This is a genomic window from Vogesella indigofera, assembly GCF_028548395.1.
GTDB classification, from domain to species: Bacteria; Pseudomonadota; Gammaproteobacteria; order Burkholderiales; family Chromobacteriaceae; genus Vogesella; species Vogesella indigofera_A.
The window spans coordinates 199,334-211,558 of sequence record NZ_JAQQLA010000003.1; the positions used below are offsets into that span (position 1 = coordinate 199,334).

At 61.9% G+C, this 12,225-nt stretch carries 13 protein-coding genes; 10 read left to right on the forward strand and 3 right to left on the reverse strand.

The features are described 5' to 3' along the window. Nucleotides 1-5: 5 nt before the first annotated feature. Complete coding sequence (locus tag PQU89_RS02940) at nucleotides 6-617, reverse strand: class I SAM-dependent methyltransferase (protein WP_272764536.1); 612 nt, start codon at nucleotides 615-617, stop codon at nucleotides 6-8. A 121-nt stretch (nucleotides 618-738) separates the two neighbouring features. On the opposite strand from PQU89_RS02940, the gene PQU89_RS02945 reads away from it, so the two are divergent. The 9 genes from PQU89_RS02945 to PQU89_RS02985 all read left to right on the forward strand — a co-directional run bounded on the left by PQU89_RS02945 (nucleotide 739) and on the right by PQU89_RS02985 (nucleotide 8,820). Beyond that, nucleotides 739-2,034: an aminopeptidase P N-terminal domain-containing protein gene (locus tag PQU89_RS02945; protein WP_272764537.1), complete on the forward strand. Its 1,296-nt coding sequence runs from the start codon at nucleotides 739-741 to the stop codon at nucleotides 2,032-2,034. 35 nt (nucleotides 2,035-2,069) lie between these two features. Continuing rightward, nucleotides 2,070-3,236 (forward strand): FAD-dependent oxidoreductase, encoded by a 1,167-nt coding sequence (locus PQU89_RS02950; RefSeq protein ID WP_272764538.1) that lies wholly within the window; start codon nucleotides 2,070-2,072, stop codon nucleotides 3,234-3,236. A 54-nt stretch (nucleotides 3,237-3,290) separates the two neighbouring features. Continuing rightward, nucleotides 3,291-4,445: a UbiH/UbiF family hydroxylase gene (locus tag PQU89_RS02955; RefSeq protein WP_272764539.1), complete on the forward strand. Its 1,155-nt coding sequence runs from the start codon at nucleotides 3,291-3,293 to the stop codon at nucleotides 4,443-4,445. A gap of 18 nt (nucleotides 4,446-4,463) precedes the next feature. Next, complete coding sequence (locus PQU89_RS02960) at nucleotides 4,464-5,222, forward strand: DsbC family protein (protein WP_272764540.1); 759 nt, start codon at nucleotides 4,464-4,466, stop codon at nucleotides 5,220-5,222. Between the two features lie 526 nt (nucleotides 5,223-5,748). Further along, nucleotides 5,749-6,147 carry a type IV pilin protein gene (locus PQU89_RS02965; protein WP_272764541.1) on the forward strand — a complete coding sequence of 133 codons (399 nt, stop codon included), beginning with the start codon at nucleotides 5,749-5,751 and terminating at the stop codon, nucleotides 6,145-6,147. Nucleotide 6,148: 1 nt separating this feature from the next. Next, nucleotides 6,149-6,709: a GspH/FimT family pseudopilin gene (locus PQU89_RS02970; protein WP_272764542.1), complete on the forward strand. Its 561-nt coding sequence runs from the start codon at nucleotides 6,149-6,151 to the stop codon at nucleotides 6,707-6,709. Continuing rightward, on the forward strand, nucleotides 6,703-7,293 hold the full coding sequence (locus PQU89_RS02975) for a PilW family protein (RefSeq protein WP_272764543.1): 591 nt from the start codon (nucleotides 6,703-6,705) through the stop codon (nucleotides 7,291-7,293). The genes PQU89_RS02970 and PQU89_RS02975 overlap by 7 nt, the downstream gene beginning before the upstream one ends. Before the next feature lie 55 nt (nucleotides 7,294-7,348). Further along, nucleotides 7,349-8,404 carry a hypothetical protein gene (locus tag PQU89_RS02980; RefSeq protein WP_272764544.1) on the forward strand — a complete coding sequence of 352 codons (1,056 nt, stop codon included), beginning with the start codon at nucleotides 7,349-7,351 and terminating at the stop codon, nucleotides 8,402-8,404. Next, a complete protein-coding gene (locus PQU89_RS02985) occupies nucleotides 8,389-8,820 on the forward strand; it encodes a type IV pilus modification PilV family protein (protein WP_272764545.1) in 432 nt (143 codons plus the stop codon). Before PQU89_RS02980 ends, PQU89_RS02985 begins: the two co-directional genes overlap by 16 nt. Nucleotides 8,821-8,987: 167 nt before the next feature. On the opposite strand, the gene PQU89_RS02990 is transcribed toward PQU89_RS02985, so the two are convergent. Both PQU89_RS02990 and PQU89_RS02995 read right to left on the reverse strand, forming a co-directional pair. Further along, entirely contained in the window at nucleotides 8,988-10,292 is a 1,305-nt protein-coding gene (locus tag PQU89_RS02990) for a nucleotide sugar dehydrogenase (protein ID WP_272764546.1), read from the reverse strand. A gap of 296 nt (nucleotides 10,293-10,588) precedes the next feature. Further along, a complete protein-coding gene (locus PQU89_RS02995) occupies nucleotides 10,589-10,846 on the reverse strand; it encodes an acyl-CoA-binding protein (RefSeq protein ID WP_272764547.1) in 258 nt (85 codons plus the stop codon). 408 nt (nucleotides 10,847-11,254) lie between these two features. Between PQU89_RS02995 and PQU89_RS03000 the strand changes: the two genes are divergently transcribed. Then, nucleotides 11,255-12,178, forward strand: coding sequence for a diguanylate cyclase domain-containing protein (locus PQU89_RS03000; protein ID WP_272764548.1), 924 nt, complete (start codon nucleotides 11,255-11,257; stop codon nucleotides 12,176-12,178). The last annotated feature ends 47 nt before the right edge of the window (nucleotides 12,179-12,225 follow it).

Genomic DNA, 12,225 nt, shown 5'->3' on the forward strand with positions numbered 1-12,225 from the left:
GGGCCTCAGGGACGGCGCCACACGCTGGCCAGCCACGGTTGCTGCTCGCGTGGCAGGCCCGGCGGGCGGTAGTAGTGTTCCAGCGGGGCAAAGCCGGCGGCCTGCAACAGCGCCTGCCATTGCGGCCAACTGTGCCAGCAGCCGTAGCGCTCGCCCTGCCAGCCTTCCTCGCCGTTGCCGCGCGGATTGGAGCAGAACAGCACGCCGCCGGGCTTGAGGGTGGCGAACAACTGCGCCAGCACCCGCGGCAGCTCGGCACTAGGGATGTGGAACAGCGCGGCATTGGCGAACACGCCGTCGAAGTGCGCCGCCGGCAGTTGCAGCTGCAGGAAGTCCTGCTGCCATACCTCGCAGCCGCTGTACTCGCGCGCCATCGCTACGAAGCGCGCCGCGCCGTCCAGCCCGATCGCCCGGTGGCCGAGGTCATGAAACGTCTTCAGGTCGCGCCCCGGGCCGCAGCCGAAATCGAGGATGGTCTGTGGCGCCGGCGGCAGGTGGCGCAGCAGGCTGGCGATGTTCTGGCTGACGTCGTGGTCGCGGGTGCCTTGCCAGAAGTCGTCGGCGTTGCGCTGGTAGTGCGCCAGCGTGCGCTGGCTGATGCGCGGATCGGTTGCCATGGCGGACGGATGGGGGTGGTGGTGATGGCCGATTGTAAGCGCTGTCGCCCGGCAGTGGGCAGGCGTGGCGCGCCTGTTCTGCTAAACTAGCGCGATTTCCACCTTGCCGGACGTAATCGTCATGCATGTCAGCTTTCAACACCGCCGCCAGCGCCTGCTGGCGCAACTGGGCGACGCAATCGCCATCCTGCCCACCGCGCCGGAAGTGATCCGCAACGCCGATGCCCACTATCCCTACCGTGGCGACAGCCATTTCCTGTACCTGACCGGCTTTAGCGAGCCGGAAGCGGTGCTGGTGCTGGACGGCAAGGCCGGCAAGGCGCTGCTGTTCTGTCGCGACAAGAATCCGGACAGCGAGATCTGGGACGGCTTCCGCTATGGCCCGGCTGCGGCGGCGGAGGCGTTCGGCTTTGACGAGGCGTACAGCATCGGCGAGCTGGACCAGCGCCTGCCACCGTTGCTGGCCGACCACGCGGCGTTGTACTGGGCGGTGGGGCGCGACACCGGCTGGGATGCGCACATCGCCGGCTATCTGCAGCAGGCACGGCTGCAGGCGCGCGTCGGCAAGGACGCGCCGCAGCAGTACGGCGATCTGCTGGCGCTGATCGACGAGATGCGCCTGATCAAAGACGAGCGTGAAATCGCCGTGTTACAACAGGCCGGCCGCATTTCCGCCGAAGCGCACGTCCGCGCGATGCAGGCCTGTCGCCCCGGCATGATGGAGTACCAGATCGAGGCCGAGCTGCTGCATCACTTCGTGCGCCACGGCGCGCGGCAGCCGGCGTACGAGAGCATCGTCGCCGGCGGCGCCAACGCCTGCACGCTGCACTATGCGGCCAACAATGCCCGCCTCAACGACGGCGATCTGCTATTGATCGATGCCGGCTGCGAGTTCAACGGCTACGCTGGAGACATCACCCGCACCTTTCCGGTCAACGGCCGTTTCAGCGGCGCGCAGCGCGACGTGTACGAGGTGGTGCTGGCGGCGCAGCTGGCGGCGATTGCCGCGGTACAGCCCGGCGCGCGGCTGGATGCGCCGGCCGACGCCGCGCTGCAGGTGCTGGTGCAGGGCATGCTGGACCTGAAACTGCTGGCCGGCAGCGTGGCCGGGGTGATCGAATCCGGCGACTACCGCCGCTTCTACATGCACGGCATCGGCCATTTCATCGGCCTGGACGTGCACGATGTCGGCGCTCGCCGTCCGGGCGGGCAGTGGCGCAGTTTCCAGAGCGGCATGTGCACCACCATCGAGCCGGGGCTGTACATCCGCCCGGACGACCGCGTGCCGGTGGCGTTCCACAACATCGGCATCCGGATTGAAGACAACGTGCTGGTGACCGACGACGGCCACCAGGTGTACTCCGACGACGTACCGAAGCGCATCGACGACATCGAAGCGCTGATGAAACAACATTGACTCCGAACGAGGCCGCCGCGAGAGGCGGAACGAGCATGCAAGGCGTACCCGAACATAGTGAGATTGTCATCGTTGGCGGCGGGCCGGTCGGCGCGCTGGCGGCATTGCGGCTGGCGCAGGCCGGCCGTGACGTGACGCTGATCGAGGCACGGGCCAAGGATGCGCCGCTGCGCGATGCGCGAGCGCTGGCGCTGTCGTGGTACAGCCGCCAGCAGCTGGCCGCCGCCGGCGCCTGGCCGGACGAGCTGCCGGCGACGGTGATCGACAGCGTGCACGTGTCGCAGCAGGGCGGTTTCGGCCGCACCGTGCTGACGCAGCAGGATCTGGGCCTGCCGCATCTGGGCGCGGTGGTGGACTATCCGGCGCTGACCGCGGCGCTGGCAACGGCGCTGGAGCAGGCCGGCGTGCGCGTGCTGTGGCAGGCGCGGGTGAGCAAGGTCGCGTCGCTGGCGCGCTACGCCAGCGTGTCGCTGACCCTGCACGAACAGCAGCATCTGCTGACCTGCCGGCTGCTGGTGCTGGCCGAGGGCGGCGCGCTGGCGGAATCGCTGCCCGGCATCCAGCGCCATGTGCACGACTATCAGCAAAGCGCGGTGCTGGCGATGGTCAATGCCAGTCAGCCGCACCGCAATATGGCGTACGAGCGCTTCTCGGCGCAGGGGCCGTTTGCGCTGCTGCCGCACGGCGAACAGATGATGCTGGTGTGGACGCGCAGCCACGACGAGGCGGCACGACTGCACGCCGCCGACGGCAGCGTGCTGCTGGCCGAACTGCAGCAGGCCTTCGGCGAGCGGCTGGGCAAGTTTGTCAGCGTCGGCGAACGCGCGGTGTTCCCGCTGGCGCTGCGACAGCTCAACAGCGTGCACAGCGGCCGCGTGGTGATGATCGGCAATGCGGCGCAGACCATGCACCCGGTGGCGGCGCAGGGTTTCAACCTCGGCCTGCGCGATGCGGTCGGGCTGGTGGCGGCGCTAGAGGGTGCCGCTGATCCGGGCGATGCCGCGCTGCTGCGCCGCTACGGTGCCGCGCGCCGCGTCGACAGCCACGCGGTGGTCGGCTTCACCCACGGCCTGGTGCGGCTGTTTGACGGCCAAGGCATCGCGGTGAAGGCGCTGCGCGGGCTGGGCATGAGCGCCATCGATGCGGTACCGCCGCTGCGCAAGGCGTTTGCCGGGCATCTGGTATTCGGTGTCGGCGTCTGATGCGGCCAACGTTGGCCGCAAGCATCGGCAGCCGGACACAACTGAAAGAGAAACATGTCGGACAAGTTTGACGTAATCGTGGTCGGTGGCGGGCTGGTCGGCGCCGCGCTGGCGCTGGCGCTGGATAAGCAGGGCAAGCGGGTGGCGCTGGTCGAAGGCCAGGCCGAACGCTTTGATGTGCTGGAGCTGGGCTGGGATGCGCGCATCTATGCGGTCAGCCCCGCCAACCGCGCCTTCTTGCAGCAGCTGGGCGCGTGGCCGGATGCTTCGCGCTTGGGTGTGATCGGCAGCATGGACGTCCGTGGCGATCAGGGCGGTCAGATCGCCTTTTCCGCCGCCGATGCCGGCGCCGAGGCGCTGGCGTGGATCGCGGAAAACCGCTGGATGCTGGCCGCGATCTGGCAGCGGCTGCAGCAGGCCAGCGGTGTCGAATTGCTGAGCGGGGTGCGGCCGCAGCTGCTGCGCCACAGCGCGCTCGCAGCGGCGATCGTGCTCGACGACGGTCGCGAGCTGCAGGCGCAGCTGATCGTCGGCGCCGACGGTGCCAACTCGTGGGTGCGGCAGCAGAGCGGCATCGCCGCCAGCATCAAGCCCTACGGTCACAGCGGCGTGGTGGCCAACTTCGCCTGCGAGCGGCCGCACGGCAATATCGCGCGGCAGTGGTTCCTCGGCGACGGCATCCTCGCCTGGCTGCCGATGCCGGGCAACCGTATCTCGATGGTGTGGTCGACCAGCCAGCCGGAGCCGCTGCTGGCGCTGGATGGCGCACGGCTGGCGGCTGCGGTGGCCGCGGCCGGTGACCATGCGCTGGGCGAACTGACGCTGCTGTCGCCGGCGGCGGCCTTCCCGCTGCGCCTGATCACGCCGGACAACGTGATCGCGGAGCGGGTGGCGCTGGTCGGCGATGCCGCCCATACCGTGCATCCGCTGGCCGGACAGGGCGTCAACCTCGGCTTCCAGGATGCGGCAAGGTTGGCCGCAGTGCTGGCCGGCGCCCGCGATTGCGGCGAATGGCTGACGCTGCGCCGCTACGAACGAACGCGCAAGGAAGCGGTCAGAACCATGCAACTGACCTGCGACGCACTGTTTCAGCTGTTCCATGCCAAGCAGGCACCCGGTCTCGCCTGGCTGCGCAACGCCGGCCTCAACCTGACCAACCGCCTGCCCCTGATCAAAAAACAACTGGCCCGCCACGCGGTGGGTTTTTAACCAGAAGAAAGCACAACCATGATTCTGCCAATGCGCCGTCTTGCCCTCGCCACCCTGATGATGCCCTTGCTGGCCTGCTCCGCCTCCGCCGAGACGCCGGACCAGGTGCGCGCCGCCTTCAAGAGCAAGTTTCCGCAGCACGAAGTCAGCAGCGTGCAGCCGGCGCCGGTGGCGGGGCTGTTCGAGGTGGTGGTGAAGATGAAGCAGCAGCAGCAGGGGCGCGCGCAGTACAGCGTGGTGTATACCGACGCCTCGGTGGAGCACCTGATCACCGGCGACCTGATCGACACCAAGACCCGCACCAGCGTGACCGAAGAACGTCTGGCGGAGCTGAACAAGGTGACCGTGGAGTGGGCCAAGCTGCCGCTGGACAAGGCCATCAAGGAAGTGCGCGGCAAGGGTGAGCGCAAGCTGGTGGTGTTCTCCGATCCGGATTGCCCGTTCTGCAAGAAGCTGGAGCGCGAGTCGCTGAGCCAGCTGGACAACGTGACGGTGTATACCTTCCTCTACCCGCTGGCACAGCTGCATCCGGATGCGCCGCGCAAATCGCGCCAGATCTGGTGCAGCAGTGACCGTGCGGCAAGCTGGCTGAGTTTCATGCGCCAGAGCAAGGCGCTGAGCGGCAGCGACAAGTGCGCGACGCCGCTGGCCGAAATCGCGGCGCTGGGTGAACGCCTCGGGATCAGCGGCACCCCGGCGCTGGTGTTCCCGAACGGTGAACTGGTGGCCGGCGCCATTCCGCTGGCGGAAATCGAGCGTCATCTGGCGGCAAAATAAAGCACGCTAGCTGTGCAAGGGCGGGAAAGTGTTTGCCGGCATGGTGACCGACCGTGCGGCAAGGCTTTCCCGTTTTGCTTGTGTGCTTTTTATTTCAAATGCATGAGGTGTTGAATAAAGAAATAGTGCATTTTGATTTATGCATATTAGTTATTTGTGCTGGCTTGTTGCGATTTGTAGCGCCAGCACAGGTACTTTTAAATCACCGTTGACAATGATGACGGGCCAACTAGGCTAAAAACAGTGGCGGCAAGGGGCAAGGGCAGACTTCGGGCCGGCTATTGCCGATAAACCCAGTATGCGCTGCGGATGGAGTCGCGCGCTGGTGGCTGGTTTTCGGCTGTGACCACGCATTTTTGCTGCTGTTTTGCACTCAAGCTGGCAAAATTCATTACACTGCTGCAGTGAGCGCATTGTTTTTAAAGCTGTTTTATAGAAATTTCAATTGCTGCCATGGCTTCCTGCGGCGTGATGCTTCGCATTCAACCGGAATTGAGCGTAATTTATGACGTTGATAAAAAAATCGATGACGATAAGCAAAGGTTTTACCCTGATTGAATTGCTGCTGGTGGTGGCGGTCGTCGGCATCCTGGCCGCGATTGCCATGCCGGCCTATTCCGGCTACATCCAGAAAAGCCGGCGTACCGATGCGACGGTGGCGATACGCGCGGTCCAGTTCGCGCAGGAGAAGTATCGCGGCAACAACACCAGTTACGGCACGCTGGCTCAGATCGGCATGCCGGCGACGACTGAGAGTGGCTATTACACCATTGCCGTCAGCAGCGCCACAGCCACCGGCTATGTGGTGACGGCCACGGCAGTTTCCGGCAAATCACAGGCCACGGATTCCGACTGCACCGCGATCCAGCTGCAGCAAGCGGCAGGCAGCATCACCACCACGCCTAGCGCGTGCTGGAGCAAGTGACATGAAGCATCCGGCTAGTACGGCAGCAGGTGTTGGCCGGGGCTTTACCCTGATCGAGCTGGTGGTGGTGCTGGCCATCACTGGCATTCTGATGGTGATGGCGGTGCCGGTGCTGAATGAGCAGATCGACAAGCGCCGGCTGGTGGCGGTTGCCGATGCCATCTATGGCGACATGCAATATGCGCGCTCGGAAGCCATCCGCAATAACCAGAATGTGCAGATCAGCTTCAGCAGTGGCGCCAGCTGGTGCTACGGCATGATCTTGGGGGCGACGGCTTGCGACTGTTCGGTGGTGGCCAGCTCCAGTACCGGTTATTGCGCGCTGAAACGGGTGGACTATCTGGACTTCCAGAAGGTATCGATCCCGGCTTCGGCGGGGATCAGTTTCAGCGGCAACAAGACAGGGTTCGACCCCGTGCGCGGCGTAGCACTGGGTACCGGTCACGTGATCATGGAATCGGCACTGGGCAAGCAGGCGCAGGTGAACTTGGCGCTGCTTGGCCGCATCAGTGTCTGCGCGCCGGCAAGTGTCGGGCTAACGGGAACCTATCCGGCATGTTGAAACCTACTCGGCAGCGCGGCTTCACCCTGATCGAGCTGATGGTGGCGCTGGTAATCGGCCTGGTGTTGATGCTGGGGCTGACCACCTTCCTGATCAACAACATTCGCAGCAATAGCGACACGCTGAAGGCGATCCGTCTGAACCAGGAAATGCGTGCCACCATGATGCTGATGAGCCGCGAGCTGCGACGCGCCGGCTACTGGGCCAGCACCGCGTCCGCTACCAACCCGTTCCAGACCATGACCACCTCGACCGCCGGCTGCGTGCTGTATAGCTATGACCGCAATGCCACGGCATCGGCAACGGTGCCCAGCGATGTACAGTACGGCTTTTTGCGGGCGAGCGGCGCGGTCTACATGCGCAGCAGTGGTGCAAGCTACAACTGCACTCCGGGGGCAAACAACGTCTGGGAAGCGGTGACCGATGACAATGTCACCAATATCAGCGCACTGAGCTTTGTGCCCAGTAGCGCCTCCGGCACCATTGCCATCACCCTGGTGGGCGAGCTGAAGAATGCCAGCGAGGTCAAGCAGACGCTGACGGAAACGGTCAAGCTGGAAAATGGCCCGCTTACCTTCAATTGAGGGCTGCAATATGCGTAACGGAATCATGACTGCCACATCAAGGCGACAGCAAGGCATGGCCACGCTGACCATGTCGCTGGTGGTGCTGTTTCTTGCCAGCCTGATGGTGTTCTATACCAGCTCCGGCATGCTGTTCGAGATCAAGACCGGGAACAACCAGCTGTACCAGTCGAAGGCGATGGAAGCGGCTCGCGGTAGTGTGGAGCACTCGATGGCATGGCTGGTCAACAGCAGCAATACCAGCAGTCTGGCGTGGACGACGGATGCCACCGGCCCGGCCGGTACCAACCAGAAGGCGACGGCGGCATCGTTCCCGTCTTCGGTGAGCGAGCAGAGCATTGGTGGTTACACGGTCGCGGTGTCGCTGTGGCGCAACTCTGCGACGCCGACGGTTCTGGAGGTAAGTGCGGCAGCCAGCGGCGATGCCAATGCCACCATCCGTCAGAGGATTCGCCTCGGCACCACCACGGTGACAACGACTACACCGAATACGTTGAATATTGCCAGCATTGCTCCGATCGTGATCAATGGTGGGCTGAGTGGTGTAACTGGCACTCCGGATGTTTATCCTAGTACTACCGGCGGGGTTGCAATCGTCACCTCTTCATCTAATACCGCAGATATCAATGTCGGTCATTTGGATCTGAATGGTGGCACCATCAGTTATGGTGCATTTGCAGGGGATGCTTGGAGCTTTATTTTCCCGAATACCACCAAAGCAGAAATGAAAGCGGCGGCTGACTTCGAAAAAATATATTACTACGATGCCGCTTTGCAGCCCCCTAATCCCTGGCATGACAGCATAGGTACGGCAAGCGATCCGGTTATCCTGATTTTTGATGTTGGCGCTGGTTGCCCGAAAGTGAATGGCAGTGTCACGATTTATGGCTTGGTTTATTACGGCAACAGTTGCGCTGATAATGGCTGGGGCGGGGCAACCATTTACGGTAGTATGGTTGCTGATATGTCGATTACCAAGCTCAATGCTAATGCCGAGTTTTCTGGTTGGTCGGTCAATAGTGGTTCTGGCGTAATTACCCTGCCGCCAACCACGACTACCAGTACTGCGCAAACCTTTGCCAAGTTGGCCGCATCATGGAGAGACTTCTGATGGCCCGTGCTGGTCACCAAACCGGCTTCAGCTTGCTGGAAATGCTGATCACCATCATCGTACTGGCCAGTGGCCTGCTCGCCATCGGCAGCATGTATGGCGCGATACTGAACGCCAACACCCTGTCCAAGCAGCGCAGCGAGGCAGTGGTGCTGGCGGAGAAGAAACTGGAAGAATTAAGGGGGCAAAGTTACGCCAGTCTGGTGTCGGCAACGGATACGGTCACTGCTGTCAGTTCCAGCGGCAGTAGCGCCAATTACCAGCGCAGCTGGTCGGTTACTGTTGCTAGTGGCGGCTTGGCCTACAAGGATGTCGGTGTGACGGTTACCTGGGCGGACAGTAAAAATCAGTCGCAGAATATTGTGCTGTCAACCCGCATTAGTAATGTCAGTGCCACGCCGGTGACGATTCCATAAAAAGTCACTGCTCTATCCGTCATCCAGTGCCGGTTGTCACAAGAAATTCGAGATATTACCAATCATAAAAACAGGGCGTAACGGTTCGTTACGCCCTGTTTCATTTTGTCGCTTGCGCTATGCAACCGTAAGGTTACAAGGCGCAGGCCGTGCTTAAGCGTGGTGACTTACGCCTTGACCACATTGGCTGCCGCTTGCAGATACTTGCCACGGCTGTCGACAATCAGGTCGCTATGCTTGCTGATCAGCTCGTAGTCAAAGCGGTCGTGATCGGTAGCCAGCAGGATGCAGTCGTATGCGGCCAACGTTTCGGCAGTCAGCGCCACGCTGGACAGCTCGAAGTGGTGCTCGCGCATCTTCGGGAACACCGGCACGTGCGGATCGCTGTAGCTGATGTCGGCGCCCAGATCGCGCAGTTTTTCCATCAGGAACACCGACGGGCTTTCGCGCATATCGTCGACGTTCTTCTTGTAGGCGATACCCAGTACCAGAATCTTGCTGCCGTTGATCGCCTTCTTGCGCTGGTTCAGTGCCGCGGCGATCTTGCTGATCACATAGTCCGGCATCGACGAGTTCACTTCACCAGCCAGCTCGATGAAGCGGGTGTGCACGCCGTATTCGCGCGCTTTCCAGGTTAGGTAGAACGGGTCGATCGGGATGCAGTGACCGCCCAGGCCCGGGCCGGGGTAGTAGGGCACGAAGCCGAACGGCTTGGTGGCGGCGGCGCGGATCACTTCGTGAATGTCGATGCCCATCTTGTCGGCGACGATCTTCATCTCGTTGACCAGGCCGATGTTGACCGCGCGGTGGATGTTCTCCAGCAGCTTGGTCATCTCGGCGGCGCGGGTGGACGACACCGGCACCACCTTGTCGATTACCGCGCTGTACAGGGCGACACCGACTTCCTGGCAGGCCTCGGTCACGCCGCCGCACACCTTGGGAATGGTGCGGGTAGTGAAGTCAGGGTTGCCCGGATCTTCGCGCTCCGGCGAGAACACTAGGAACGCATTCTCGCCAATCTTGAAACCGCGCGATTCGATGCGTGGCAGCAGCTCTTCGTCGGTGGTGCCCGGGTAGGTGGTCGATTCCAGTGACACCAGATGGCCTTCACGCAGGTAAGGCACCAGGCTGTCGATGGTGTTCAGCACGAAGGACAGGTCTGGCTCACGGTACTTGTTCAGTGGCGTCGGTACACACAGGATCAGCGCGTCGGCTTCCGGGGCGCGGCTGAAGTCGGTGGTGGCTTCGAAGTCGCGCTCACGAGCGAGCTGGATGCTGTCGGCGCTGATGTGCTCGATATAGCTTTTCCCTTGCTGCAGGCTGTCGACCTTGTTCTTGTCAATGTCAAAGCCGAGGACTTTGTAGCCGACTTCGGCAAAGCGCAGCATGAGCGGCAAGCCGACATAACCCAGTCCGACGATGCCGATCACGGCAGACTTGTCCTGAATGCGAGAGAGGAAGTTCTGTTTCACCAAGAGTCCAATACACAAAGCAGTGCCCATCACGGACACTGTCTAAAAGCGGAAAAAGTTAGTGCCGAATTGTGCTACCAGCCCCTGAAAAGAACAAGCTTGGCAGCGCTTTCGCAGTGTATTTTCTGCGGCAGGGCATGGGGGAAAGGCGGACTGTCCGCATTTGGTGGGCAAAATGGATTTGGGTGTTAGCGATATGCGGTAAAAGCAGACAAGGCCAGTCATGGTTAACCATGACCGGCCTTGTTGGTGCTGGCTGCGGCCGAAGTTTATTGTGCGGTGCGTATGACCGCCTATCAGGCCATCAGCGATTTGACGACATTGATGTAGTTCTGCATCGCTTCTTCGGCGCTTTGGCCCTTCAGCTTTTCCCACGAGTCAAACTTGGCGCGGTTGATGAAATCCATCATGCCCGGGCGTTCACCACTGACATCGCCGGCAGTGGCTTGCTTGAACAGGGAGTACAGCTGCAGCATGGTCTGGTTGTCCGGGCGTTCGGCCAGGGTGGTGACATCTTTTTGTGCTTGTTCAAACTGGGTTTTCAGATCGGACATGTGGACTCCTTGCGAAAGTGAGCGGCACTCTTGGTGGCCGGCTTGTTGATGTGTTGTTTGCTCTGCGCGGCAGCATGTTGGGCTGCCAAGCTGCTTATAATTTACCATGAAACGATCGTTTTAAAACGGACTGATTGCTCGTGCTGACCTTATCATTTTTGTCGCGAAGCAGAGTGCTAAGCAGTTGCATTCTTGTTGAGTGGGGGAGGGCGTCTTTTTTTGTCGAATCTTTCAATTCATATGTAATTTTTTGTTTCAAAGTATGGAATTTGTGCTGCTTGCCGGCTCGATCTCGGTTTACTGTAAGTAAATGGCTGTATCGTGGCGTGGCATGATCATTGCTCGTTACCGCGGAGATCAGGCAATCGTATTGTTTCTGCTAAGGGAAGATGAATGACGGATGGCTTAATGCCCCCCGCCGACCAGGTGCAGCAGCTGCAAGCGCAGCTGGCTGCGGCACTGGCTGAAATTGCCCACCTCAAGGAAAAGCTGGATGCCGCGCTGGACGGCACCGGCATCTGTATCTGGCAGGGGCATCCGCAAAGCGGCGACTTGACCGTATTCAACTACCAGAATTTCGAGATCGGCGACATGGCGCCGCACTTCGGCCTCTGGCTGGCCAAGCTGCATCCGCACGACAAGCAGGCGGTACTGGATAACTACTATGCGCACCTTGCCGGCAAGACCCCTTGCTACGAGGCGGTGTACCGCACGTTTGCCCCGGATGGAAGCGTGTGCTGGCTGTGGGATCGCGGCCGGGTGGTGGAGTGGGATGACGCTGGCCAGCCGCTGCGCATTCTGGGCGCTCACCGCGACATTACCCAAGAGAAAGAGCACGAGGCGCAGCTGGCGATGCAGGCGCGGCTGGACCCGCTGACCGGGCTGGCGAATCGTCGCGGCCTGCTCGATTTTCTGAAGAACATCGATCGTCGCGGCGGCAGCTACGCGCTGGCGATGGTGGATGTCGATCACTTCAAGCAGTTCAACGATCTGCACGGTCACGATATCGGTGACCGGGTGCTGATTGCCATTGCGCGCAGCCTGTCGGCGCCGTTGTCCGATTACGACCTGTGCGGGCGCTGGGGCGGGGAAGAGTTTCTGCTGGTGCTCGGCAATGCCGATATGGCCGCCGCCAACGACGTCATCGTGCAGCTGCACCAGGCGGTGCAACGCTTGACGGTCAGCTCCGGCGAGCAGGACTTGTCGACCACGGTCAGTATCGGTCTGACCGTGCACCAGCCGGGAGAAAGTTTCGATGAGGTGTTGCTGCGCGCCGACCGGGCGTTGCTGAGCGCCAAGCGCAAGGGGCGCAATATGGTCTGCCGCCGTTAGCGGCGCGGGCCGGCTGTGGCAAGAGGCTTGGGGCGCGTGCCCGACTG

Bases quoted from the DNA above. Each gene is read 5' to 3' on its own strand.
- PQU89_RS02940 (WP_272764536.1), bottom strand. From the start codon at position 617: ATGGCAACCGATCCGCGCATCAGCCAGCGCACGCTGGCGCACTACCAG.
- PQU89_RS02945 (WP_272764537.1), top strand. From the start codon at position 739: ATGCATGTCAGCTTTCAACACCGCCGCCAGCGCCTGCTGGCGCAACTG.
- PQU89_RS02950 (WP_272764538.1), top strand. From the start codon at position 2,070: ATGCAAGGCGTACCCGAACATAGTGAGATTGTCATCGTTGGCGGCGGG.
- PQU89_RS02955 (WP_272764539.1), top strand. From the start codon at position 3,291: ATGTCGGACAAGTTTGACGTAATCGTGGTCGGTGGCGGGCTGGTCGGC.
- PQU89_RS02960 (WP_272764540.1), top strand. From the start codon at position 4,464: ATGATTCTGCCAATGCGCCGTCTTGCCCTCGCCACCCTGATGATGCCC.
- PQU89_RS02965 (WP_272764541.1), top strand. From the start codon at position 5,749: ATGACGATAAGCAAAGGTTTTACCCTGATTGAATTGCTGCTGGTGGTG.
- PQU89_RS02970 (WP_272764542.1), top strand. From the start codon at position 6,149: ATGAAGCATCCGGCTAGTACGGCAGCAGGTGTTGGCCGGGGCTTTACC.
- PQU89_RS02975 (WP_272764543.1), top strand. From the start codon at position 6,703: ATGTTGAAACCTACTCGGCAGCGCGGCTTCACCCTGATCGAGCTGATG.
- PQU89_RS02980 (WP_272764544.1), top strand. From the start codon at position 7,349: ATGGCCACGCTGACCATGTCGCTGGTGGTGCTGTTTCTTGCCAGCCTG.
- PQU89_RS02985 (WP_272764545.1), top strand. From the start codon at position 8,389: ATGGAGAGACTTCTGATGGCCCGTGCTGGTCACCAAACCGGCTTCAGC.
- PQU89_RS02995 (WP_272764547.1), bottom strand. From the start codon at position 10,846: ATGTCCGATCTGAAAACCCAGTTTGAACAAGCACAAAAAGATGTCACC.
- PQU89_RS03000 (WP_272764548.1), top strand. From the start codon at position 11,255: ATGCCCCCCGCCGACCAGGTGCAGCAGCTGCAAGCGCAGCTGGCTGCG.